This window comes from Burkholderia sp. AU32262, from assembly GCF_020419985.1.
Lineage (GTDB): Bacteria > Pseudomonadota > Gammaproteobacteria > Burkholderiales > Burkholderiaceae > Burkholderia > Burkholderia semiarida.
Window position 1 is genome coordinate 284,249 of record NZ_JAIZRS010000002.1, and the last position, 21,925, is coordinate 306,173.

Here is a 21,925-nt window from a genome sequence, read left to right on the forward strand (position 1 = left end):
AACTATACGCGGACGCCGCGCCGAACGTCAATGGTCGGACCTGTTCGCGGCCATCCGCATTTTCCCGATATCGCCGTACGGCCGCACGCGGGCTTTTTCTGCCACAATCCGGCGTTATCGAACGAAAACGTTACCCTTCGGATGAAAAAAGTTTCCCCGACGATCCGCGACGTGGCCGCGGAAGCCGGCGTGTCGGTCGCGACGGTATCGAAGTACGTGAACGGCACGCAGCGCTTCTCGCCGACCGTCGAGGCACGGCTGAAGGAAGCCATCGAGCGGCTCGGCTACCGATCGAACCCGCTCGCGCGTTCGATGATCACCGGCCGCACGCGCACCATCGGCCTCGTGATCCTCGACATCAGCAACCCGCACTTCACGAACGTCGTGAAAGGCGCGAACCGCGTCGCGCTGCAACACGACTACACGCTGCTGCTCGTCGACACCGAGGAGAACCAGACGCGCGAACGCTCGCTGATCGAAGCGCTCGCGCAGCGCGTCGACGGGCTGATCGTCAGCACGCGGATGCCCGACGAGGAAGCCGGCTGGATGCTCGACCTCAACAAGCCGCTCGTGCTGCTGCGTCGCAGCCCCGGCCTGCCGATTCCGAGCGTCGGCATCGACAACCGGCTGTCGACCTACATGCTCGCGCGTCACCTGCTCAACCTCGGCCACACGCGCATCGCGTATCTCGGCTTCGGCACCGCGCGCGTGAACGACGAACGGATCCAGGGCGCGCGCGACTGCCTCGCCGAAGCGGGGCTCACGCTCGACGTGCACGACGCGCACGCGCCGACCGCCGAGGCCGGCGAGCGCGCGTGCTCGCGCGTGATGCTCGGGCCGCAGCGCCCGCAAGCCGTGATCTGCTACAACGACCTGATCGCGCTCGGCTTCATGAAGGAGGCCGCGTCGCTCGGCTTCCGGCTGCCGCAGGACGTGTCCGTCGCCGGCATCGACAACGTGCCGTATGGCGCATACGCGGCGCCCGCGCTGACGACCGTCGACATCCAGAGCGAGAACATGGGCGAGCTCGCGATGCAGAAGCTGATCGACGCGCTCGCCGGGCGCACCGACGCGAGCTATTCGACGTTCGAGCCGCGGCTGATCATGCGCGCGTCGACGGCCTCGGCGAGCTGACGCGGTCGCGACGCGCACTTTTCCCCAACGCAAAAAGGAAGCGCCGCCCGAGGGCGGCGCATTCGTTTGCCGGAATGCGCTTACGCGTCGAGTTTCGCGGGCTTCATCTTCGGCGTGAGCACATGCATCACGGCCAGCGCGATCAGATAGGCCGATGCACCGATCGCGAACAGCACCCAGTAGTGGCCGGTGCGCTGCAGCACCTGGCCGATCACTTCCGAGAACAGCACGCCGCCGATCGAGCCGGCCATCCCGCCGATACCAACCACCGACGCGACCGCGCGGCGCGGGAACAGGTCGGAGGCCGTCGTGAACAGGTTCGCCGACCAGCCCTGGTGCGCGGCGGCGGCGAGGCCGACGATCAGCACCGCGATCCACAGGCTCTGCACCTGCGACACGAACGCGATCGGCAGCACGCAGCATGCGCAGATCAGCATCGCCGTCTTGCGCGCACGGTTCACGCTCCAGCCCGCACGCAGCAGCATCGACGACAGCCAGCCGCCGCCGATGCTGCCGACCGTCGTCAGCGCATAGATGCAGACGAGCGGCAAGCCGATGTGCTGCATGTCCATCCCGCGCGACTCGTTCAGCCACTTCGGCAGCCAGAACAGGTAGAACCACCACACCGGATCGGTCAGGAACTTGCCGACCAGAAAGGCCCACGTCTCGCGCTTGCGGATCAGCTCGCCCCAGCGCGGCGCGCCGGCGTTCGCGTTCGCCGCGTCGAGCGCTTCGGCTTCGTCGCGCGGCTCGTCGTATTCCGCGGCGAGCGCGCGCGTATCGGCCGTGCGATACATCACCAGCCACACCGCGAGCCACACGATGCCGATCGCGCCGATGATCACGAACGCCGCGCGCCAGCCGTAGGCCACCGCGATCGCCGGGATGATCGCCGGCGCGAACACCGCGCCGATGTTCGCGCCCGAGTTGAAGATGCCGGTGGCGAGCGCGCGTTCGCGGCGCGGGAACCATTCGGCCGTCGTCTTGATCGCGGCCGGGAAGTTGCCGCCCTCGCCGATCCCGAGCAGCGCGCGCACGAACGCGAAGCCCGCCACCGAGCCGACGGCCGCGTGCAGCATCGCGGCGATGCTCCACACCAGCATCGCGACCGCGTACGACACGCGCGTGCCGAGCCAGTCGACGATGCGCCCGAAACCGAGCAGGCCCAGCGCATAGAACGCGGAAAACGCCATCACGATGCGGCCGCACTGCACCTGGCTCCAGCCGATGTCGTGCTGGAGCATCGGCGCGAGCAGGCCGAGGATCTGCCGATCCATGTAGTTGATCACGGTCGCGAAAAACAGCAGCGCACAGACGGTCCAGCGGTAGCGGCTCGCGGCCGCGCGCACGGCGCCGACGACGGCAGAGGGCATGAATGTCTCCGATGCGCGGTCGCGCCCGTCGCGCCGCACCAAGTTCGTTGACCGGCGACCGGCGCCGGGGCGAACGGCCCGCGCGCTCGCGCATAGGCCCTTTCACCAACCAATCTGGAAAACGTTTTTCAAAGGATAGGCCGCCTACCGGCACCGTGTCAGTCGGGGATTTCGATGAGTCATCTCAAATTGGTCGCGAGAAAAGAGACGACTGTTTCGCAGAGTGGTATTAACCGTTTTTCCGCTGATTTTCCCGCCGCGGCGTGGCGGCCGCGCGGCCGCCGAAACGCACGACCGATTCCGGCCGGAATCGACGTCGAGGATGGTTTACAGTCGTCACATGCGGCGCGCCGGGCGCCGTGACGCGCGTATGCCGCACTGCATGTGCGGCGCCTTCATGGAGATGTGTCGCGATGACTCCCGCTCACCTGATTCCGAGCCCGCTGGGCGACATCGCCGTACGCATCGAGGACGATGCGCTGACCGGCCTGTACTTCGTCGGCCAGAAATACTTTCCGTCGCTTGCGATCGCGACCGAAGCGGACGCGCACGCGATGTCGCCCGTCGCCCGCCAGGTCGCGGAAGAAATCGCCGAGTACTTCACCGGCGCGCGCGACACGTTCTCGGTGCCGATCCACCTGCGCGGCACCGCGTTTCAGCGACGGGTATGGAAGGAATTGCTCGCGATTCCGTTCGGCGAACTCGTGTCGTACGGCGACATCACCGAGCGCGTCGGGCTGCCGATGAGCGGCGCGCGCGCCGTGGGCGGCGCGGTCGGCCGCAATCCGATATCGATCATCGTGCCGTGCCACCGCGTGGTCGGCGCATCGGGCAGCCTGACCGGCTATGCGGGCGGCATCGAGCGCAAACGTGCGCTGCTGTCGCTCGAAGGCGCCGGGTTTTCGCGCGGCATGCATCAACCGATGCAGCAGGCGCTCGCGTTCTGACGCCATTCGGTGAACGACAGCCCCGTGTCCTGCCGGAACAGCCGCGACAGCGCTGCCGGTCACCCACGCTATGTGCGCTTGCGCATCGCATGCGCGACCCGCGCGTTCGCTTCGAATTTCGCGCGATGCGTCGAAAAAAACGTCCGCACGTTGCGGACGTTCGACGCGCCGGTGAACAGCCGCCGCGCGAATTCGTCGTATTCGGCGACGTCGGCCAGATCGGCGATCACGACGAAATCCGGCCCCGGCGACACGCGGTAGCACTGCGTGACGGCCGGCTCCGCGCACACGTACGCTTCGAACGTGTCGTAGTCCTCGGCCGTCTGCCGGTCGAGGCTGATCTCGATCAGCGCGGTGACGGCCGTGCCGATCGCGACCGGGTCGAGCACCGCCACCTGCCGGCGAATCACGCCGGCCTCCGTCAGCCGCCGCACGCGGCGCATGCAGGTGGGCGGCGACGACAGCGCGCGGTCGGCCAGTTGCAGGTTCGACACCGACGCATCCTCCTGCAGGATCGCGAGGATGCGCAGGTCGAGATCGTCGAGGGTGATGCCGGGCATCGGCTACTCCTTCCAGCTAGAAGGTGAAATTTAATTTCAACATGATAGTCTATCAACGGTTAATTTCACCTATCACTATTTTTTGAAATTTAATTCCATTTCGCTGGCTCTACCATCGCTCTCACTGATCCAGACAGGACATTTACGGAGCGCGATATGTGTGGAATTGTCGGGGCGGTAGCCCAGCGGGACATCCTGCCGAACCTCGTCGACGGCCTGAAGCGGCTCGAATACCGCGGCTACGATTCGTGCGGCGTCGTGGTCTACCGCGACCGCGCGCTGGCGCGCGCCCGAAGCGTCGATCGTGTCGCGAATCTGCAGCGCGAGATCGCCGCGCAGGCGTTGTCCGGTTACACCGGCATCGCGCATACGCGCTGGGCCACGCATGGCGCGCCCGTCACGCTCAACGCGCATCCGCATTTCTCACCGAGCGACGCGAATGCGCGCATCGCGCTGTCGCACAACGGGATCATCGAGAACTGCGATCAACTGCGCGCGGAGCTGCAGGCGCACGGCTACGTGTTTGCCAGCCAGACCGACAGCGAGGCGATCGCGCACCTGATCGATCATCTGTACGACGGCGATCTGTTCGAGGCCGTGCGGCTTGCGGTCGCGCGACTGCGCGGCAGCTATGCGATCGCGGTGATGTGCCGCGATGAGCCGCACCGGATCGTCGGCGCGCGCGACGGGATGCCGCTCGTCGTCGGGGTCGGCGAAGGCGAGAATTTTCTGGCGTCCGATGCGATGGCGCTGTCGGGCATCACCGATCGCATTGCGTACCTGGAGAACGGCGACGTCGCCGATATCCAACTGCATCGCTACTGGATCGTCGATGCGGCCGGCCAGCGCGTCGAGCGCGCGGTGCAACGCGTCGCCGCGCATAGCGGCGCGGCCGATCTCGGGTCGTACCGCTACTACATGCAGAAGGAAATCTTCGAACAGCCGCAGGCCGTGGCCGATACGCTGCTCGACGTTTCGTCGATCATGCCCGAGCTGTTCGGCGACGGCGCGTGGAGGGCGTTCAACGACGTCGATTCGGTGCTGCTGCTCGCGTGCGGCGGCAGCTATCACGCGGCGCTGACCGCGAAGTACTGGATCGAGAGCATTGCGAAGCTGCCGGCCAGCGTCGAGATTGCCAGCGAGTTCCGTTATCGCGACAGCGTGCCGAATTCGCGCACGCTGGTGGTTGCGGTGTCGCAGAGCGGCGAGACGGCCGATGTACTCGGGGCCGTGCATGTCGCGAAACGCAGCGGGATGATGCACACGCTCGCGATCTGCAACGTCGCGACGAGTGCGTTGATGCGCGAATGTGCGTTGCAGTTCGTGACGCGTGCGGGAATCGAGATCGGGGTGGCTTCGACGAAGGCATTTACGACGCAGCTCGTCGCGCTGTTCCTGCTGACGCTGTCACTGGCGCAGGTGCGCGGGCGGTTGAGCGACGACGAAGAAAAGGAACATCTGCGTGCGCTGCGGCACCTGCCCGACGCGATGGCGAAGGTGCTCGCGCTGGAACCGCAGATCATGGCGTGGTCGGAATTGCTCGCGCGACGCGACAACATGCTGTTTCTCGGGCGCGGGATGCATTATCCGATCGCGCTCGAAGGCGCGCTGAAGATGAAGGAGATTTCCTATATTCATGCGGAGGCTTATCCGGCCGGCGAACTGAAGCATGGGCCGCTGGCGCTCGTCAGCAACGAAATGCCGGTGATCGCGGTCGCGCCGAACGACATGCTGCTCGAGAAGCTCAGGTCGAACATGCATGAGGTCAGTGCGCGCAATGGGCGGCTGTTCGTGTTCGCGGATGTGGACTGCGGGTTGGTGCCGAGCGAGGGGATCGAGGTGATTCGGCTGAACGAGTACTACGGGCCGTTGTCGCCGATCCTGCATACGGTGCCGATGCAATTGCTCGCGTATCACGCGGCGCTCGCGCGGGGGACGGATATCGATAAGCCGAGGAATCTGGCTAAGTCGGTGACGGTGGAGTGAGGGGGTTTCCCCTCGTCACCCGATAAAGCCACGACGCGCACGCATCGTCTAATGGCCGCTCTTCGCCCCATGTCCGGCGGCGGCCGCCCCCACCCGAACGAAATGATGCTCGACCCTCGTCCGGAGCACGCCATCGAGCGCGGCGAGCCGTTCACGCAGCCGAACCGCTTGCCCTTCCGTCATCTCGCCGAGCACGATCTTCTGCTCGAGCACGTCGCCACAGCGGGTGATGGCCCACCGGTCGACCGTCGCCGTTTCACCTTCGAGTACGGCAGCCGCGGTCGAAACGATGCCCGGATTCCGTCTCGAAACGAGATGAACCGTATGCGTCAACGTGAAACCGGGAAGAAAACGCGACCAGTCTTCACAGACCGTCGGATGGGAAGCGGAGGAAACTTGGCTCATGGTTGCTCCGGATGAATGGTTATCGAACCGGTGCCAGCCATGCTGTTCCCGTTTCGTTGCCGTCAATCGGCCGCATCGCCTCGAGGGCGTCCACCTTGCCCGGGAGGGCAGGTTGGCGTCGGAAAACCCGACTCTGGATGCTTGAATTCTCACGTTCGACATTCCGAACGTGGGTCCATTATACCGAAAGCCCGGCGTTGAACAAGCGGCCTCGGAACGCGCCGCTTCGGCCGGATGGCTCCGCTGATCCGGCCCTTCCCTATCCGTGCGCCTGCATGACCGGCCCGCCGGAAACCGCTACTTCGACAACCGCAGCTTCTTCGAAACCACGACGCCGCTCGACGGACTCACCAGCCAGATATCGCGGAGATCCATGTGCAACGTGGAGATCCTCGTCGAAATGTCCGTCGGCTCCTCGATACTCGGATCGGCGTGTTCGGTTTGTTCGGTCAGGTAAGGCCGAACCAGGCGCCCGGAAAAAACGAGTGCGAAGTCGCCTTGCGTCCGCGCGTACTCGGCGGCCGAAAGCCGCATGCGGCTCCTGACCGTGGTCTTTTTGCCTTGTCCGGCGTCGAGTTCGATGATGTCGACGTGCTGGATGTACCCTTTTGCCTTCGCCTCCGGCGCAATCACGAGCCCGCGCCCTCGCGGCCCCGTCGTCACCCTTCTGAGCAGGATGCCTGCCCGGCCGTCGCGCTCCGCATCGAACAGGTCGACATCCAGCGTCAGCAGGTGCGGCCGTGACCGGTATCTCAGCCCGTACCGCACCGGCACCACGAATGTCACGTCACGATCCAGACCGACGGCCGCCAGGTCGGGATCCGGGCCGGGCCGGCCGGCGGCGCCGGAGACCGCGCCGCGAATCCGGTCACGCAACGAAGGGGGGAGCGTATTGACGTGCAGCTTCTGCAACGCTTCGCGGATGGCAACCGGATCGTCGCCGACGATCGGTCGTGCCGGCGACGTGCCGTGATCGACAGCCGCCGCGACGTGCGTCGCGCCGTCGCCAGCCTCCACTTGTGCATGCGCCGCGACTGGCGCCAGCATCGTCGTCACGGCGACGATGCACGCGAAGCGTGAACAACCCAATTTGAATCTCCGGTGAAACACGACGAACTCCCGAACGCGTCCAGATCGATCAACGACGAGCACTATAGGGTGGAATGATCGGCCACGCACCCGCCATCTGAAATTGGCCGATGCCGGCACGCGTTGCCACAGATTCATTGTCGGCCCGGCGGCACGTCAATGGGCAACACTACCGTGTTGCCTTGGCGACAACAACCGACGCAAAGCGCGCGGCGGCGCCCGTCGCGCATCCGCAAACGCATCCCGCGCCATCGCCTGACTCGCGAAACGCGTTCGGATCCGGCTCGACATTTACGCGCGCATTCGCGCCGCGACTCGCCCGCCGATAGTCCGGCGACGCATACCCGCTTTGACAACCGGTAGTGAAGCGCGGCGCTGATCAAATCATCCTGCATTTTCGACATTCGATCGGCGGGTGGGCATATCGCGCGCCAGAGCGCAAGCCCGCCCGCATCGATTTCAATGGCATGACATGTCGCTGCTCGCATTGAGTCGGGACAATTCCGATTTTTCAACCTCCCACTCAATCATGTCCGGACAAAAAAGCCCTACTTCGACGATATTGGAAAATGAGTCGAGACAAATACCAATCCAGAATATTTGAATCGACACATTCTCATTCACACAAAATCCCCACCCAAACCAAACAAACATTAACCATTGTTTCAAAATAACTTATTTTCCATCTCAAAATAAAAATATCAATTAAAGATAGAAATAGCTTGCTATTCTTCGCTCCGAAATTCGAAAGACCATCGCCTTGTCACCCTGAGAGGCGGATTCGAACTCATCCGAATCCGGAACAATAAATAACGAGATTGTCGTTATGTCGATTGCAGCAACTTTGCGAAACTTTGCGTCGGCTCTGGTCGACCGGAACAAACGACCGGTCGCCCTTCATTTCGGTCAGGCGCAACGCGCAGTCGGTCATCTGCTGGCGCTCCATCATGCCGATATCCGCGAGGGGCTCATGTCGGGCATCGAAGGGCAATTGACCTGCGTGTCCACCTACGATCATCTGCCGCCTGCGCTGTTTCTCGGTTTGCCCGTATCGGTCCGGCTGACGACCGATCGAGGCGACATCCGGGCCATCAACGCAATCGTGCACGAAGTGCGGGCCGGTCAATCCGACGGCGAACTGACCGTCTATCAGTTGCATGTATGCGACGCCCTGTCGCTGATGGACCGTCGCACGAACGCGCGCCTGTTCCGCTCGCGCAGCGTGCCGGACATTCTGGCGACGCTGATGAACGAGTGGAAACAGCGCAGCCCCGCGCTCGCGCGAGCGTTCGATTTCGACCTGTCGACCTTGCGGGCCGATCGCTATCCGGCACGCGAGCTGACGCGGCAGGTCAACGAATCCGACGCACGCTTCATCCGGCGTCTGCTGCGCCGAGAGGGCATCACGGTCTTTGCGAAGGCCGCCCCGGTCGACGGCAGACGCGGCGTGACCGACGAGCGGCCGATTCACACGCTCGTGTTCTGCGACGATCCGCATCGTCTTCTGGACGCGCCGGCGGGCACCGTACGCCTTCACCCGCGCGACGCCGGCGTCGAGCAACGCGACACCGTGACGCTCTTCGCGTACGACCAGCGTCTGTCCGCGGGCAAGGTCCGCCGCCCGTCGTGGGATTACAAGACCGCGCGCGTGGACGATTTCGAGGCCTTCACCGACATCGACCAGGGCGAGTCGGGGAACGATCTCGCGCGTTTGCTGACCGACGTCGCGATCGACATCCCGCACGTCGGCGACTCGTGGAACGATCACGCACGCATCGCGCACGACCGGATGCTGGCCCATCAGTTCGAAGCCGCACGCTTCGAAGGCATCGGCACCGTGCGCGACATGCTGGTCGGATACGGATTCACGCTGGCGGGCGACCCCGAGCTGGATATGAAGCCCATCGATCGCCGTCGGTTCGTCGTCACGTCGATTCGACACGTCATCTGGAACAACCTGCCGAAAGACCTGTCGGGCCGCGCAAGCGGGCTGTTCGCGGCAAGCCGCAACCTGACGCCAACCGTTCCGCCGCCCGATGCATCGGGACAAACGGACACGCGCTACGAAAACAGCTTCACGTGCGTGCAACGCGGTGTACCGCTCAAGCCGGCCTACGATCCGACGATCGACGTGCCGCCGGTTCACCTGCTGACCGGCACGATCGTCGGCACGCAGGGCGAGCAGGTGTTTTGCGACAAGACCGGCCGCGTGCGTGTGCAGCTTCACGGTCTCGATCCGGCGGACCACGCTCATGCGCAAGGCGCCGGTACGAACGGCCTTGCCGGCGACAGCGCGCCGATTCGCGTCGCGGCGAGTCTCGCCGGCGAATGCTTCGGCGCGCTGTTCCTGCCGCGTGTCGGGATGGAAGTCCTGCTTGGGAGCCTGTCGGGCGATCCGGACCGTCTGGTGATCATCGGCGTGTTGAGCAACGGTGCGAACCCGCCGGCGACCTTCAGCGATACCGGCGCGCTTCCAGGCAATCGCTACGTGTCCGGCATCAAGACGCGGGAAATCAGGGGCCGCCGGCACAACCAGCTTCGCCTCGACGATACGCCGTCGCAGATCTCCGCGCAGTTGGCAAGCGAACATGCGCACACGCAGTTGAATCTCGGCTACCTGACGCAGCCGCGCATCGACGGCCACGGAGACGATCGGGGCGAAGGCGCGGAGCTGCGCACCGACGCCGCCGCGGCGTTGCGCGCCGCCCAAGGCATGCTGTTGACGACCTATGCGCGTTCGCACGCAACCGGCGGTCAGCTCGATCGCGACGAGCTGATCCACTTGCTCGATCAATGCACGACGCTGTTCAAGTCGCTCGGCGATCATGCCGGCCAGCATGGCGGGCATTCCCCCGACACGGCCGGCCAGGACACCCTCGCCGATGCGTTCCGTCACTGGAAACCCGGCAGTTCCGAATCCGGCGCTACCGGCGACGCCCGCGCATTCATGGCGTTCGGCGCGCAAGCGGGTTCGCTGAACGTCACGCCGAAAACGCACGTCACGTATGCGGGCGAGAACATCGATCAGGTCGCGCAGCAACACGTGCAAATCACGAGCGGCGAGCGAATCAATCTGCATGCCGGGCATGGCGTCGCGATGTTCGCGCACGGCAATGGCGTATCGGCGATCGCGCATCAGGGGAAAGTGGCCATTCAATCGCAGCACGACGACACGCAAATCGAGTCCGGCAAAAGCATTCAGTTGACCGCGGCCGGCGGCAAGCTTGCCGGCACGGCGAGCGACGAAGTCGTATTCGTCACGGCGGGCGGCGCGTATCTGAAGCTGCGTGGGAGCGATATCGAACTCGGATGCCCCGGCAAGTTCACCGTGAAATCCAACGGTCACGCGTGGGACGGCCCCGCCAGCATGAGCGCCGATCTGCCGGCCTTCGATCGACATACGCTCGGCCGCGTCCCGAAGCTGATCCGCCCCACGGACGGCAACGCGGCGCCGGGGTTCGAAGGGCAGGTTCGAAAGGCTTCGGGAACGCTGTCGAATTTGACGACCGACACGGCCGGGGAACTGCCGGCGGTCGACACCGACCGGTTCGAGAGGCTGGCGGTGCAGTTCACCAAGAAGAATGTTTAACGAAAGCGCAGGATTCCGGATGAATCAGTCATCTCTCGATCCTCGACCGGAAGAGGACATCCGCACCAACGAGCACGCCGCGAAGGCCGACGTGCCCGACGCGGCCGCGTCGCGCCCGGAGGCGCCGCAGATCGTCGTCGGCCGGACCGACGGGGTTGCGATGTGGACGAAAGACACCCGCCTGATCTGCGTCAAGCAAATGCCGTTGCCCGGTGTCGTCATCTTCGTGCATGGCGTTAACTCCGAAGGCGAATGGTTCGAGGCCGCCGAGCAGGGGCTGTGCGATGGCCTGAATCGCCGGCTCGGGCGGCTGGACGATCAGTTGAAGTATCACGGCATCGATGCCGGGCAACTGGTGCCGGCGAAGTACACGGAAAGCGTGACGCCGGACGGGTTTTTGAATCCGAAGCTTTGGTCCGGCAACTACATCAAATCCGACCCGTCCTACTCTCCCGTCATTCATTTTCGATGGGGCTATCGGGCGACCGCCGCTGAGTTGAAAGAGTACGGCGACAAGATCTTCCTGAACGAGAAGGACTACTGGGGCGGCGGCCCGTTCACGAACGGTTGCGCGAGCCTGCCCGATCTCTGGCAAGGCGGCCTCGACGACCGCGCGGCCGGGTGGTTGACCGTCCAGGGGATCAACCCGACCAATCGACCGCTGTATCGCGCGCCACCCCGCGCATATGGCGTGCTCGCGGCGTTGCGCCTTGCGAGGTTGATCGAGTCGATTCGCCGCATGCAGGCCGACGTGCCGATCACCGTCGTGTGCCATAGCCAGGGCAACATCGTGGGCCTTACCGCGGCCTTCTTCGGCGATGCACTGCCCGATGTCGAAGATCCGTGGGGACGTAGCGGGCATTGCGTGGCGGATGCCTATGTACTGGCGAATGCGCCGTACAGCCTTGCGCGTGCGGACGGCCCAAATCCATCCGATACGTTCATGGATACCTGGTCGCAACGCGCGACCCGAGACGGTGGCGGCCGTCGCGGACGACAGACCTACACCGCCCGCACGAAAACGTTCGGCAAGTTTCTGTCGATCATCGGCACGCGGAAGGCCTACGAACTGCCCGCCGACAAGATCGATGAAGACATGGCGAACGAACGGGTATCGCCGACCAGCAAGAAATCTTATGCAGCACAAGAGGATCGGATACGCCACGGCCTGAACGGATCGACGTATGGTCGCGTCACCGCGTATTGCTGTCCGCATGATCAGGTGATCTCGGCGGTCACGGTTCAAGGCATCGGCTGGCGCGGCATCGACAAGAACGAGCTGAACGATATCGGCGTGCCCGGCGTGCTGACGCAGCGCGTCTTTGCCTCCGGCTTCCGGGTTGGCGTGCAGAAGCACTATCGGTATTGGGAAGACGACTGGCGGCATGGCAAAAAGGGAACGACTTCGGGCTTCTGGTATCCGCCTTCGCCACCTGCCAAGTTCAATCTCATCGGTGCACTCAAGGGAAACGAGTCTGTGTTCGGGGTGGCGGCCACGCTTGCATCCGCGCCGATCATGTTTTTCGTCACCCAGATCAGCTCGGCATTGAACATGTTCCGCGTGAACGCCGTTCCGCCGCAGGGCTGGACCGTGGTGGCGGACGCGCCGGCACTCGACGAACCGTTCGCGCCGAAGGCGTTTCGGTTCGGCAAGCCCATCGAAACGAAGGACGGCAATGCGACAAGCGACTTCAACGAAGGCAACGATCCGCCGGCCGCATGGCGCGACGCAGGCAAAAGCGAGGCAGACAAGCGCGCGGACGATCCCTACGATCAGTACAAGGCGAAGAACGCGGACAGTGTCGCGCAAGGGACGGCAGAGAGCGAAGCCGGACAGCGTTATGAGGATCGCGCGTTGATGCGGATGGAAGCGCGGCGAACGCTGAATACGGAATGGCTCGATGGTGATGGCCACGTAATCGGCGAGGACGGCAAGAGCGAAATGCCGGAGGGCTACAAGGAATGGCGAGATCAGCAGATTGTCGATTGGCTCGATCGTGGCGCGACCAACAGCCCGACGAATCACTCCACGACGATGACGAATCCGAAGCATGCCGAAAAGGCGCTTGCGTACGACGTGGCGATCGGGGTTTGCTATCTGACGCCGGATCAACTCTACGACTTGCGGATTGAGGCGGATTGGCGAATGGGAGACGGTATTCCCGACGACAGCCCGAACAAGAAATACACGGAGTACTTTATACGCGGAAAGTTTGACGATCTATCGATACAAAGTTGGATCCATGAGGAGAACAGCGAAGGCAGAATGCCGACCGCGATCACGGACGAACGCGAAGGACAGTTTTATCTGAAGGTTGGGGGTTCGGTATGAAGGTGCTGATCGTTACATGGCCGCGACGTGTTGCCGTTTCGGTCGGAGCATGGATCATCGCAGCCGTACTCATGGCCTCGCTGATGGCACACGTAGAACAACCGGACCCGACACAGTTGGAATTTGGAGATTGGATGAAGCGATTGGTAGTTGTACCCAGTTTGGTAGCGCTCATGGTTTTTCTGTTTACTACGGCCATGACCCGTTCCGCGCATTCCGCGCCAACCCCTGAGTTCGTAGCGAACTCAGCTCCGGCCGCCGCAGAGCCGGCGAAGCCATTTGTTGCCCAAGTTGTCGGTCTGATTTGGTTGAATCCATTGCAACGCATGGATTACCCGACCGAATGGCAGTTGTTGTGGACGCAAGGGCTTTCCGGGCCGAACAAGAATGACGATATGGTTCGCACCGACCCGCAGTCCTTTACTACTCTCCAATCGGTAGCAGGCATCGCATATGGCAACCGCGGAGCAGAAACATTTAGAGGGTTCTATCGCAAGTACATGACCAAGTTCCCGCTGCTGCTTCACTCACGCTACGCGAGCAACGCGAAATACTTCTACACGGTCAGCCCTGACGATAAAAAGAACTGGCGCGAGTTGGCTGGCATCCGTGTCGAGCTTGCAATTCCGGAACGACTTGACGCAGCCGAATCGCAAAGCTACTTGCAGGACTCGATTCGAAAGACGTTCTCGATCGGCAACCCACATTTCCCGACGATGTGGAGCCGCAACGAACTCCCTGACGTACAAGTCACACAAGGCGGCCCAAACACCGGATTCACATCGCTGAACAAAGCCCTGGACTACTTGCAGGCGAACCCTGACAAGAGCGTCTGGGTAGTGAACTGGGACGCACCCAACTTCCCGCCCACGGACGCACAGATCAACGAGAATCTTGTCGTGCTGTTCCTCGCCGGCCCGACCTTCAACACCGAGCGTGAGCCCCTCGCCTGGATCGGCAAGGCCGCGACCGGCAACACGCATGATTTTCCGAAGAAGACCGGTACGACGCGAATCGTACAGGCGTGGAAGGCAACCATCGATCAAGCCGCACGCAACGCCGGCATCGCGGCCCCCAACCTCAACTACATCGTTCACGACGCGGGTAAAGGCAGCGACGCATCGTCGGCACGTCTTGCCGCGCTCGCGCAGACGTTGACCGAAACCCTTCCCGAATACGACCACCGCAAGCAGACATTCAACACGGCCGCCCTGCTCGGCGACATGGGAACCGGCAGCGCATTGACCGACGTCGCGCTCGCCATCGGCCGAATCAATCACTTCGGCGGCAACGCACTCGTCGCCGGCACGACCGATCCGGAGCACCCGGTCGCGGTCGTTGTCCGGCCACCGTCGAAGCTCACGTCGATCGATCCCGACAAGGACTGGTTCCGCGCACGCGGCGGAAACAACGCCTACCTGCCGTGGTGGGGACGCCGACACGATACGAATTACGGCATGCAAGGCTATTCATGGTGATGCGCACCGGCACGGCAGCGCGTTAAACGTGAACGTAGATGTTGTATCGGGCAGCAGGAGGTGGGATGAAACGATTTGTAGTTGTACCGAGTTTGGTGGCACTTGTGGCGTTTCTGTTCTCGACGGCCATGATGCGCTCGGCGCATTCCGCAGCCGCCGCTGAACCGATAGCGAACGCAGCTCCCTCCGTCGAAGAGCCGGCGAAGCCATTCTTTGCCCAGGTCGTCGGACTCATTTGGTTGAATCCGTTGCAACGCATGGACTATCCGACCGAATGGCAATTGCTGTGGACGCAGGGCTTGTCGCACCGAACAAGAATGATGACATGGTGCGCACCGATCCGAAGTCTTTCGCTACGTTGCAATCAGTAGCCGGAATCGCTTATGGAAATCGTGGCACGGAGACGTTCAAGGGCTTCTACCACAAGTACATGGAAAAATTTCCCCGTCTGATGAGTAGTCGTTACGCGATGAACGCGAAGTACTTCTACACAGTAAAACCAGATGAAAAGAAGGATTGGCGCGAAATTTCCGGGATTCGTATCGAGGGCGCAGTCCCTGAGCGCCTCGATTCGGCTATCGCCCGCGACTACCTAACAGAGTCGCTTCGAGAAACCTTCTTTATCGGCAACACACATTTCCCGACGATGTGGAGCCGCAACGAGCTCCCCGACGTACAAGTCACACAAGGCGGCCCCAACGCCGGATTCACATCGCTGAACAAAGCCTTGGACTACTTGCAGGCGAACCCCGACAAGAGCGTCTGGGCGATGAACTGGGACGCACCCAACTTCCCGCCCACGGACGCACAGATCAACGAGAATCTTGTCGTGCTGTTCCTCGCCGGCCCGACCTTCAACACCGAGCGTGAACCGCTCGCCTGGATCGGCAAGGCAGCAACCGGCAACACGCGCGATTTTTCGCCGAAGGTCGGCACAACGCGCGCCGTGCAGGCGTGGAAGGCGACCATCGACCGAGCCGCACGCAACGCCGGCATCGCGGCCCCCGACCTCAACTACATCGTTCACGACGCAGGTAAAGGCAGCGACGCATCGTCGGCACGTCTTGCCGCGCTCGCGCAGACGTTGACCGAAACCCTTCCCGAATACGACCACCGCAAGCAGACCTTCAACACGGCCGCCCTGCTCGGCGACATGGGAACCGGCAGCGCATTGACCGACGTCGCGCTCGCCATCGGCCGGATCAACCACTTCGGCGGCAACGCACTCGTCGCCGGCACGACCGACCCCGAGCACCCGGTCGCGGTCGTTGTCCGGCCACCGTCGAAGCTCACGCCGATCGATCCCGACAAGGACTGGTTCCGCGCACGCGGCGGCAACAACGCCTACCTGCCGTGGTGGGGACGCCGACACGATACGAATTACGGCATGCAAGGCTATTCATGGTGATGCACACCGGCACGGCAAATCGCTTCGTCCGAACGTGATCGCCGCGTCAGACCTCAAACCATTTGGAGGAGGAAATCCCATGCGGGGAATTATCCGGGTAGAAGATACGCACACCCACGGCGGCCGGGTCGAATCCGGCGCCCAAACAAGCACGGTGATGGGGCGCGCGGTCGCGCGTATCGGCGACGCGTGCTCGTGTCCGATTCATGGCGCCTGCGAGATCGCCGAAGGCGACCCGAGCTTCGACATCGAAGGCCGGGCCGCCGCTTTCGACGGCCACAAGACTTCGTGCGGCGCGGAATTGATCTCGTCACTTCAACATTCGGGGCGGATCTGAATGCAAACGACCCGACGCATGACTGCCGAACAGTTCCGGCTGTTGCGGCTTCAGGATACGCGGACCAAGCCGCTGAACCAGTGGGCCTTGCACGAGATTTTCGTGAAAGGCAGATCCCAACGGGCGCTGGCCGCCGAACTCGGCATGACGGACTCCGCGATGTCGCAACTGGTGCGAAAAACCTGGCGGCGCTATCTGGAATTGCCCAGCAGCGCCACCCGCCTCACGACGCTCACGGTCACGATCCCGTCGAAGTACGAGCACGCACTGCTGGCGTGGGTGCGGGATGCACACCGGTTGTCGACCCAATCCGGCCCCGATACGGCGACGTGATCGGGCCGGCGTGCTCATATAAAAACAAATTCCCCAATTCCGCAAATAAGCAAAACGTTATTCCACGTTAGATCGGATCGTCAGCCAACTTTGGATCCTTTTTCCCTTCTGTCCCCCGTATCATTCCGTCACCACGCAATGAGCAAGAGACGGACATGAGCGACATCCCCCCGCTGCACTACCTCGACTACGCAGCCACGACCCCTGCCGACCCCCGTGTGATCGAAGCGATGACGGCCTGCCTCGGCTTCGACGGCATCTTCGGCAACCCCGCGTCCAGCTCGCACGCGGCCGGCCGACGGGCGAAAGACAAGGTCGAGCACGCCCGTGCGCAGGTCGCCGCCCTCATCGGCGCGGATGCCGACGAGATCGTCTGGACGTCGGGCGCCACCGAATCGAACAACCTCGCGCTGAAGGGCTATGCGGAAAACGCGACCGACAAGCGCCACCTGATCACGAGCCGCCTCGAGCACAAGGCCATTCTCGACACGATGGCGAACCTGTCGAAGCACGGCGCGCAGGTCACCTTCCTGGCGCCCGACGCCAACGGCGAAATCACCGCCGACGCAGTGGCGGCCGCGATCGGCCCCGACACGGGCCTCGTGTCGCTGATGCTCGTGAACAACGAGATCGGCACGCTGACCGACATCGGCGCGATCGCCCGCGTCGTCCACGCCGCCGGCGCGCTGCTTCACGTGGACGCCGCGCAGGCGCTCGGCAAGACGCCGATCGACGTGCGCGCGCTCGGCATCGACATGATGTCGATGTCCGCCCACAAGGTGTATGGCCCCAAGGGCATCGGCGCGCTGTTCGTCCGTCGCGAGATCGCGAGCCGCATCGCGCCGCAGATTCATGGCGGCGGCCACGAGCGCGGGCTGCGCTCGGGCACGCTCGCCACGCATCAGATCGTCGGCATGGGTGTAGCCTGCGAACTCGCCGCTGAAAAGCTCGACGGCGAGGCCGCGCGGATCGCGGCGCTCGGCGCGCGGCTCACCGGCGCGCTGTTCGCGCTCGGCGACGTCACGCAGAACGCGGCCGCCGCCCGCCGTATCCCGCACACGCTGAGCCTGACGGTGCATGCGCCGGGCTTCTTCCCGTTCATGCTCGGTGAAGCGCTTGCCGTGTCGTCCACCTCCGCATGCAATTCGACGAGCGGCGCACCGTCGCACGTGCTGACCGCGATCGGCCTCGATGCCGAAACGGCCGGACGTACCGTACGTATCAGTTTCGGCCGTTTCACGACGGAAGAGGACGTCGACTTCGCGATCGCCTGTTTCACGCGGGCGATCGAGCAATGCCGGGCGGCGGCGGCGACCGGCTTCACCGCGTCGCGGCAGATCACGCCGGCCGACCTGAAGGCGATCCGCAATGCCGGCTTTCGCGCGGTGATCTGCAACCGGCCCGACGGCGAAGGCGCGGATCAACCGGCGTTCGAGGAGATCGCCGCCGCCGCGCGCGAACTGGGCATGGATGCGCGTTACCTGCCGGTCGAGCGCGACCGCATCGGCGAAGCGGAAGTCGACGCGTTCGGCGCACTGGTCGACACGCTGCCGAAGCCCGTGCTCGCGTATTGCCGCAGCGGCAGCCGCTCCGGCCTGCTGTGGAATCGGCTGTCCGCTCGGCGCACGGCCTGAGTCGCCGCTGTCCCGCCATGACGCGTGACGACCCGCGTTCACGCACGAAGCAGATGCTTCGCTGCGTGGCCGTCGGCGGGCGCCCTTCACATCCGCATCACGCCTCGTCATCGCCGTTTACCGGCGTATGGATCGCCAGCTTCAGCGCGGGATCGTCATTCTTCGCATAGAGATCGTGGCTCGTGTGAAACAGCGCGATCATCCGCGGCGCCTCGTCGGCCCGGCTCGCGGCGAACAGCGCACGCGCGTGCGGCGCCTCGAACATGTAGACAAGGATGTTGCGATCGGCTGGCGCCGGCCGGTCACGTAGGCACGCCGCCGAAAATGCGCGACGAGCTGCGCGATGATCGGCGGCCCGCGCGAGGGAAAGCCGCGCCGGCCGCCGCCCTGCGTTGCTACGTCACTCGTCCTGCTGCTCCTGCTGCGCCTGCACCTGTCGCTGCCGGATGAACTGCCGTACATCGCTCATCGTCACGCGGCCGGTGTGCTTCGCATCGATCTCGTCGAAGTGCTGCGACACGAAGCCGAGCCCGCTGCTCTGCGCCTGCGCCTTCGTCACGGCCGCGCCGTTGCTCAGCACGGTATTGCCGCCGAGCCGCGCGTCGACGCGCTGCTGCGCCTGCTGCTGCAGGGCCGCACCGGTCGACGGCAACACCGGCGCCGCCCGCGTGGCCGGGAAGAACGGGCCGTCGACGCCGCGCCCGCCGTGCGGCAGCTTCACCGGCGCCACCGCCTGCGGCGGCAACGCGTAGGCACTGCTCATCACGGCACCGAGCACGATCAACGGGGACATACGCCGCATCAATTGGATTAGGGACATGATCGCTCGCATTCAATGGATGAATAGAGGGTTCCTTTGACAAGGAGTCCGTCGCTCAGGGGGCGGCCGCCAGCGTCGTCGCCGCTGTCGCGCCCGGCGCGCTGCCGGTCGGTACGCCGGGCGGGTTTTCGTCCGGCCACGGCGGCGGCAGCGTATGCAGCGTCAGCGCCGTCGGAATCCGCGCGCCCTTGTAGAACGTCTGCAAGTCCCGCTTCATCTGCGGACGGGCAACGTCGTCCAGATAGATCATGTGGCCGCCCTGGAAGAAGTTCACCTGCAGCTTCGGATTCAGGCCCTTCACCGTCTGCAGCCGCGCGAGTTGCTTCTCGGTGTTGAAGAACGGCGTCGCGAGATCGTGGTAGCCGTTCTCCGCGAGCACGCGCAGCTTCGGGTTGAGCTGCAGCGCACCGAGCAGATCGGGGATCGTGTCGGGCATCGGCTGGCCGTCGTGCGAGAAATCCCAGACGCCGATGATGTCGTCGTTCAGCGGCAGGTACGTCGCGTTCGGGGCCGTATAGCCGAGATAGTCCGGCATCTGCGTCGCGAGCGCGTTAGTGAACGGCTGCGAGATCAGGATGTCGGACGGATCGCCGTCGGTCTGCAGCCGCGGGTCCGAATTCGGCAGCGACACGCGCCCGTCGTACCGGCCGATCGTCGTGCCGGGCACCAGACTCGTGCCGAACGGATTCGCGTTGAAGTAATCGCGCAGCGCCCGCTGCGTGAGGCTCGACGGAATCGACCACAGCCTGAGCGTCGCATCGCTCGGGAACACCGGCGTGCCGAGCGCATCCGGAATGCCGAGCTGGCTCAACACCCACGACTGCGAATACTTCTGCAACTGGCTGTAGATCAGCGTCGTGAACAGTTCCGTCTGCAGTGCGTACAGATCCTGGTTCACCGGCGCCGGCGACACCTGGTTGAAGTACGCCGCGACCGCCGCGTAGCCGGGCAGGTAGCCGGCCACCGTATCGGTATCGAGCAGCAGCCCTTCGGTCGACTGCGTGATCGCCACCGCTTCCACCGCGTCCGCGAAGTAGTTGAGGATCGACGACTGCAGCACGATGCCCGTCAAGTGCACGCCGGCCGATTCGAGCGCGAGCGCGAGCATGTCGGTACGCGGCGTGCCGTACGATTCGCCGTACAGGTAGATCGGCGACGTGCCGCGGCCGTTGACGTTCAGGTAGCGCTGGATGAAGTCGCGCATGATGTTCACGTCCACGTCGGAGCCCCAGTACTTCTGGTTGGTGTTCGGCAACACGGCTTCCGACAGCCCGGTGCCGGGCGGGTCGATGAACACGAGGTCGGTGGTGTCGATCAGGCTGTCCGCATTGTCGACGAGCGGATAGTTCGGCCAGTTGGTGCCGAACAGCGGATCGGGCGTGGCCACGCGGGTCGGCGCGAACGAGCCGAGCCGCAGCCAGATCGACGACGAGCCGGGCCCGCCGTTGTAGACGAACGTGACCGGGCGCGGCTTGCCGTTGGTGCTGGGCGCCGTGTACGCGACATACGACATCGACGCTTCCGGATTGCCGTTCGCATCCTGCGCGGTCAGGTGGCCGGTGGTCGTCGTGTAGTCGATCGTCTTGCCGCCGCCTTTCCACTGGTAATGCATGACGGCCGCTTTCTCGGACACCTGCGACGGCGCGAGGCCGTCGGTCGCGTTCATCGAGTACGCGACCGGGTCGACGTACGGCTGGTTGGCCGCCGACGCCTGGGTGCCGGCCGCCTGCGCGCTGGCCTGCTGGCTCGCGGTGGCCTGCGCGAGGCTCGACGCGCCGACGGACGACGAATCGTCGCCGCCGCATGCCGCGAGCGCCAGCGTCATGGCGGTCAATGCGCCTAGCCCGGCCACCCGGCCGCGACGGACACGGCGGCTGCCGGTATTGCTCTTGTCTGGTTTCATCTCTTTCCTTCGGCTTCGGATACCGCATCACAAAGGCCGCCAACGCCCGCGACACGCGCAGGCCTACCCCGCGACTCGCGTTGCAAGGTCGGCAGTCGGCGGTTGGGAATGGGACTTCTCAGAGACTGAACTTGATACAGACACAGCAAACTGCTGGCGAGAATGATGCCCGGACGCGCCCCCTGCAGTTTGGCCAACTTTTGTATTACCGGAATTTACGACATGACAAAAATAGGCGGTGCTGCGCCGCGTTGTCAAAGATCATTCGGATATTAAAAATCCCGCGATGATGCGAAGGGCAGATAGTGTCTGGGATTTGAAAGAAAACGGAATTATTCGTGCAAGGTAAGCTTTATCAGCTAGGTCGCGCCGACTATTTTACTTTTTCAGCACGGCGCAGAAGCCGCTTCCCGTATTGGCGCAACGCATCGAAAGCCTTCATATCGACAGGATCATTCTTTCAATTTTATTATCGCCAATCGATTAAGACGATGCAGCATCATGCACACGCCATTCGATGATTCTTTCCACTTCAATCGCGTTTCAATCGAAGTGCCGATGTGCACTGCGTCATCCATAAAATACCGGTTCGACGAA

17 protein-coding genes, 1 pseudogene and 1 riboswitch are annotated in these 21,925 nt (G+C 63.7%); of the genes and pseudogenes, 10 read left to right on the forward strand and 8 right to left on the reverse strand.

From position 1 onward, the window contains the following. The first annotated feature begins 30 nt into the window (after positions 1–30). Positions 31–1,134, forward strand: coding sequence for a LacI family DNA-binding transcriptional regulator (locus LGN10_RS02925; RefSeq protein ID WP_226221658.1), 1,104 nt, complete (start codon positions 31–33; stop codon positions 1,132–1,134). Between the two features lie 80 nt (positions 1,135–1,214). On the opposite strand, the gene LGN10_RS02930 is transcribed toward LGN10_RS02925, so the two are convergent. After that, a complete protein-coding gene (locus tag LGN10_RS02930) occupies positions 1,215–2,507 on the reverse strand; it encodes an MFS transporter (protein WP_226221659.1) in 1,293 nt (430 codons plus the stop codon). 413 nt (positions 2,508–2,920) lie between these two features. Here LGN10_RS02930 and LGN10_RS02935 point away from each other — a divergent pair, with 413 nt between their 5' ends. Further along, complete coding sequence (locus tag LGN10_RS02935) at positions 2,921–3,454, forward strand: methylated-DNA--[protein]-cysteine S-methyltransferase (protein ID WP_226221661.1); 534 nt, start codon at positions 2,921–2,923, stop codon at positions 3,452–3,454. Between the two features lie 68 nt (positions 3,455–3,522). On the opposite strand, the gene LGN10_RS02940 is transcribed toward LGN10_RS02935, so the two are convergent. Continuing rightward, the gene (locus LGN10_RS02940) at positions 3,523–4,014 is read right to left on the reverse strand and encodes an Lrp/AsnC family transcriptional regulator (RefSeq protein ID WP_226221663.1); all 492 of its coding nucleotides are present in this window, start codon (positions 4,012–4,014) and stop codon (positions 3,523–3,525) included. Positions 4,015–4,170: 156 nt separating this feature from the next. On the opposite strand from LGN10_RS02940, the gene glmS reads away from it, so the two are divergent. Further along, complete coding sequence (glmS, locus tag LGN10_RS02945) at positions 4,171–6,000, forward strand: glutamine--fructose-6-phosphate transaminase (isomerizing) (protein WP_226221672.1); 1,830 nt, start codon at positions 4,171–4,173, stop codon at positions 5,998–6,000. Positions 6,001–6,048: 48 nt separating this feature from the next. On the opposite strand, the gene LGN10_RS02950 is transcribed toward glmS, so the two are convergent. The 3 genes from LGN10_RS02950 to LGN10_RS02960 all read right to left on the reverse strand — a co-directional run bounded on the left by LGN10_RS02950 (position 6,049) and on the right by LGN10_RS02960 (position 8,443). After that, entirely contained in the window at positions 6,049–6,405 is a 357-nt protein-coding gene (locus LGN10_RS02950; RefSeq protein ID WP_226221674.1) for a hypothetical protein, read from the reverse strand. Positions 6,406–6,447: 42 nt separating this feature from the next. Further along, positions 6,448–6,551, reverse strand: a riboswitch (SAM-I-IV-variant riboswitch). A 151-nt stretch (positions 6,552–6,702) separates the two neighbouring features. Next, positions 6,703–7,452 carry a hypothetical protein gene (locus LGN10_RS02955; RefSeq protein WP_264163057.1) on the reverse strand — a complete coding sequence of 250 codons (750 nt, stop codon included), beginning with the start codon at positions 7,450–7,452 and terminating at the stop codon, positions 6,703–6,705. 829 nt (positions 7,453–8,281) lie between these two features. After that, positions 8,282–8,443, reverse strand: a complete 162-nt coding sequence (locus LGN10_RS02960) for a hypothetical protein (protein ID WP_226221785.1) — start codon at positions 8,441–8,443, stop codon at positions 8,282–8,284. A gap of 21 nt (positions 8,444–8,464) precedes the next feature. Here LGN10_RS02960 and LGN10_RS02965 point away from each other — a divergent pair, with 21 nt between their 5' ends. From LGN10_RS02965 to LGN10_RS02995, 7 genes and pseudogenes are all read left to right on the forward strand, one after another. Further along, the gene (locus LGN10_RS02965; protein ID WP_264163050.1) at positions 8,465–11,083 is read left to right on the forward strand and encodes a type VI secretion system Vgr family protein; all 2,619 of its coding nucleotides are present in this window, start codon (positions 8,465–8,467) and stop codon (positions 11,081–11,083) included. A 19-nt stretch (positions 11,084–11,102) separates the two neighbouring features. Continuing rightward, positions 11,103–13,415 carry a DUF3274 domain-containing protein gene (locus LGN10_RS02970; RefSeq protein WP_226221676.1) on the forward strand — a complete coding sequence of 771 codons (2,313 nt, stop codon included), beginning with the start codon at positions 11,103–11,105 and terminating at the stop codon, positions 13,413–13,415. Continuing rightward, positions 13,412–14,893, forward strand: a complete 1,482-nt coding sequence (locus LGN10_RS02975) for a virulence factor (protein WP_226221678.1) — start codon at positions 13,412–13,414, stop codon at positions 14,891–14,893. Before LGN10_RS02970 ends, LGN10_RS02975 begins: the two co-directional genes overlap by 4 nt. A gap of 65 nt (positions 14,894–14,958) precedes the next feature. Beyond that, positions 14,959–16,301: pseudogene (locus LGN10_RS02980) on the forward strand (virulence factor). Positions 16,302–16,380: 79 nt separating this feature from the next. Next, the gene (locus LGN10_RS02985; RefSeq protein ID WP_059579755.1) at positions 16,381–16,638 is read left to right on the forward strand and encodes a PAAR domain-containing protein; all 258 of its coding nucleotides are present in this window, start codon (positions 16,381–16,383) and stop codon (positions 16,636–16,638) included. A gap of 18 nt (positions 16,639–16,656) precedes the next feature. Further along, positions 16,657–16,971 (forward strand): TrfB-related DNA-binding protein, encoded by a 315-nt coding sequence (locus LGN10_RS02990; RefSeq protein WP_059579849.1) that lies wholly within the window; start codon positions 16,657–16,659, stop codon positions 16,969–16,971. Positions 16,972–17,126: 155 nt separating this feature from the next. Then, the gene (locus tag LGN10_RS02995) at positions 17,127–18,605 is read left to right on the forward strand and encodes an aminotransferase class V-fold PLP-dependent enzyme (protein ID WP_226221681.1); all 1,479 of its coding nucleotides are present in this window, start codon (positions 17,127–17,129) and stop codon (positions 18,603–18,605) included. Positions 18,606–18,702: 97 nt separating this feature from the next. Here the strand turns inward: LGN10_RS02995 and LGN10_RS03000 are convergent, their stop codons facing one another. The 3 genes from LGN10_RS03000 to LGN10_RS03010 form a co-directional block, all read right to left on the reverse strand. Then, entirely contained in the window at positions 18,703–18,870 is a 168-nt protein-coding gene (locus LGN10_RS03000; protein WP_226094112.1) for a hypothetical protein, read from the reverse strand. A gap of 135 nt (positions 18,871–19,005) precedes the next feature. Then, positions 19,006–19,437, reverse strand: coding sequence for a hypothetical protein (locus LGN10_RS03005; RefSeq protein ID WP_059579750.1), 432 nt, complete (start codon positions 19,435–19,437; stop codon positions 19,006–19,008). A 43-nt stretch (positions 19,438–19,480) separates the two neighbouring features. Further along, positions 19,481–21,328, reverse strand: coding sequence for a S10 family serine carboxypeptidase-like protein (locus tag LGN10_RS03010; protein WP_226221683.1), 1,848 nt, complete (start codon positions 21,326–21,328; stop codon positions 19,481–19,483). Positions 21,329–21,925 lie beyond the last annotated feature (597 nt).

Bases quoted from the DNA above. Each gene is read 5' to 3' on its own strand.
- LGN10_RS02965 (WP_264163050.1), top strand. From the start codon at position 8,465: ATGTCGGGCATCGAAGGGCAATTGACCTGCGTGTCCACCTACGATCAT.
- LGN10_RS02930 (WP_226221659.1), bottom strand. From the start codon at position 2,507: ATGCCCTCTGCCGTCGTCGGCGCCGTGCGCGCGGCCGCGAGCCGCTAC.
- LGN10_RS02995 (WP_226221681.1), top strand. From the start codon at position 17,127: ATGAGCGACATCCCCCCGCTGCACTACCTCGACTACGCAGCCACGACC.
- LGN10_RS02985 (WP_059579755.1), top strand. From the start codon at position 16,381: ATGCGGGGAATTATCCGGGTAGAAGATACGCACACCCACGGCGGCCGG.
- LGN10_RS02970 (WP_226221676.1), top strand. From the start codon at position 11,103: ATGAATCAGTCATCTCTCGATCCTCGACCGGAAGAGGACATCCGCACC.
- LGN10_RS03000 (WP_226094112.1), bottom strand. From the start codon at position 18,870: ATGTTCGAGGCGCCGCACGCGCGTGCGCTGTTCGCCGCGAGCCGGGCC.
- LGN10_RS03005 (WP_059579750.1), bottom strand. From the start codon at position 19,437: ATGCGAGCGATCATGTCCCTAATCCAATTGATGCGGCGTATGTCCCCG.
- LGN10_RS02935 (WP_226221661.1), top strand. From the start codon at position 2,921: ATGACTCCCGCTCACCTGATTCCGAGCCCGCTGGGCGACATCGCCGTA.
- glmS (WP_226221672.1), top strand. From the start codon at position 4,171: ATGTGTGGAATTGTCGGGGCGGTAGCCCAGCGGGACATCCTGCCGAAC.
- LGN10_RS02955 (WP_264163057.1), bottom strand. From the start codon at position 7,452: ATGCTGGCGCCAGTCGCGGCGCATGCACAAGTGGAGGCTGGCGACGGC.
- LGN10_RS02950 (WP_226221674.1), bottom strand. From the start codon at position 6,405: ATGAGCCAAGTTTCCTCCGCTTCCCATCCGACGGTCTGTGAAGACTGG.
- LGN10_RS02975 (WP_226221678.1), top strand. From the start codon at position 13,412: ATGAAGGTGCTGATCGTTACATGGCCGCGACGTGTTGCCGTTTCGGTC.
- LGN10_RS03010 (WP_226221683.1), bottom strand. From the start codon at position 21,328: ATGAAACCAGACAAGAGCAATACCGGCAGCCGCCGTGTCCGTCGCGGC.
- LGN10_RS02990 (WP_059579849.1), top strand. From the start codon at position 16,657: ATGACTGCCGAACAGTTCCGGCTGTTGCGGCTTCAGGATACGCGGACC.
- LGN10_RS02940 (WP_226221663.1), bottom strand. From the start codon at position 4,014: ATGCCCGGCATCACCCTCGACGATCTCGACCTGCGCATCCTCGCGATC.
- LGN10_RS02960 (WP_226221785.1), bottom strand. From the start codon at position 8,443: ATGATGGAGCGCCAGCAGATGACCGACTGCGCGTTGCGCCTGACCGAA.
- LGN10_RS02925 (WP_226221658.1), top strand. From the start codon at position 31: ATGGTCGGACCTGTTCGCGGCCATCCGCATTTTCCCGATATCGCCGTA.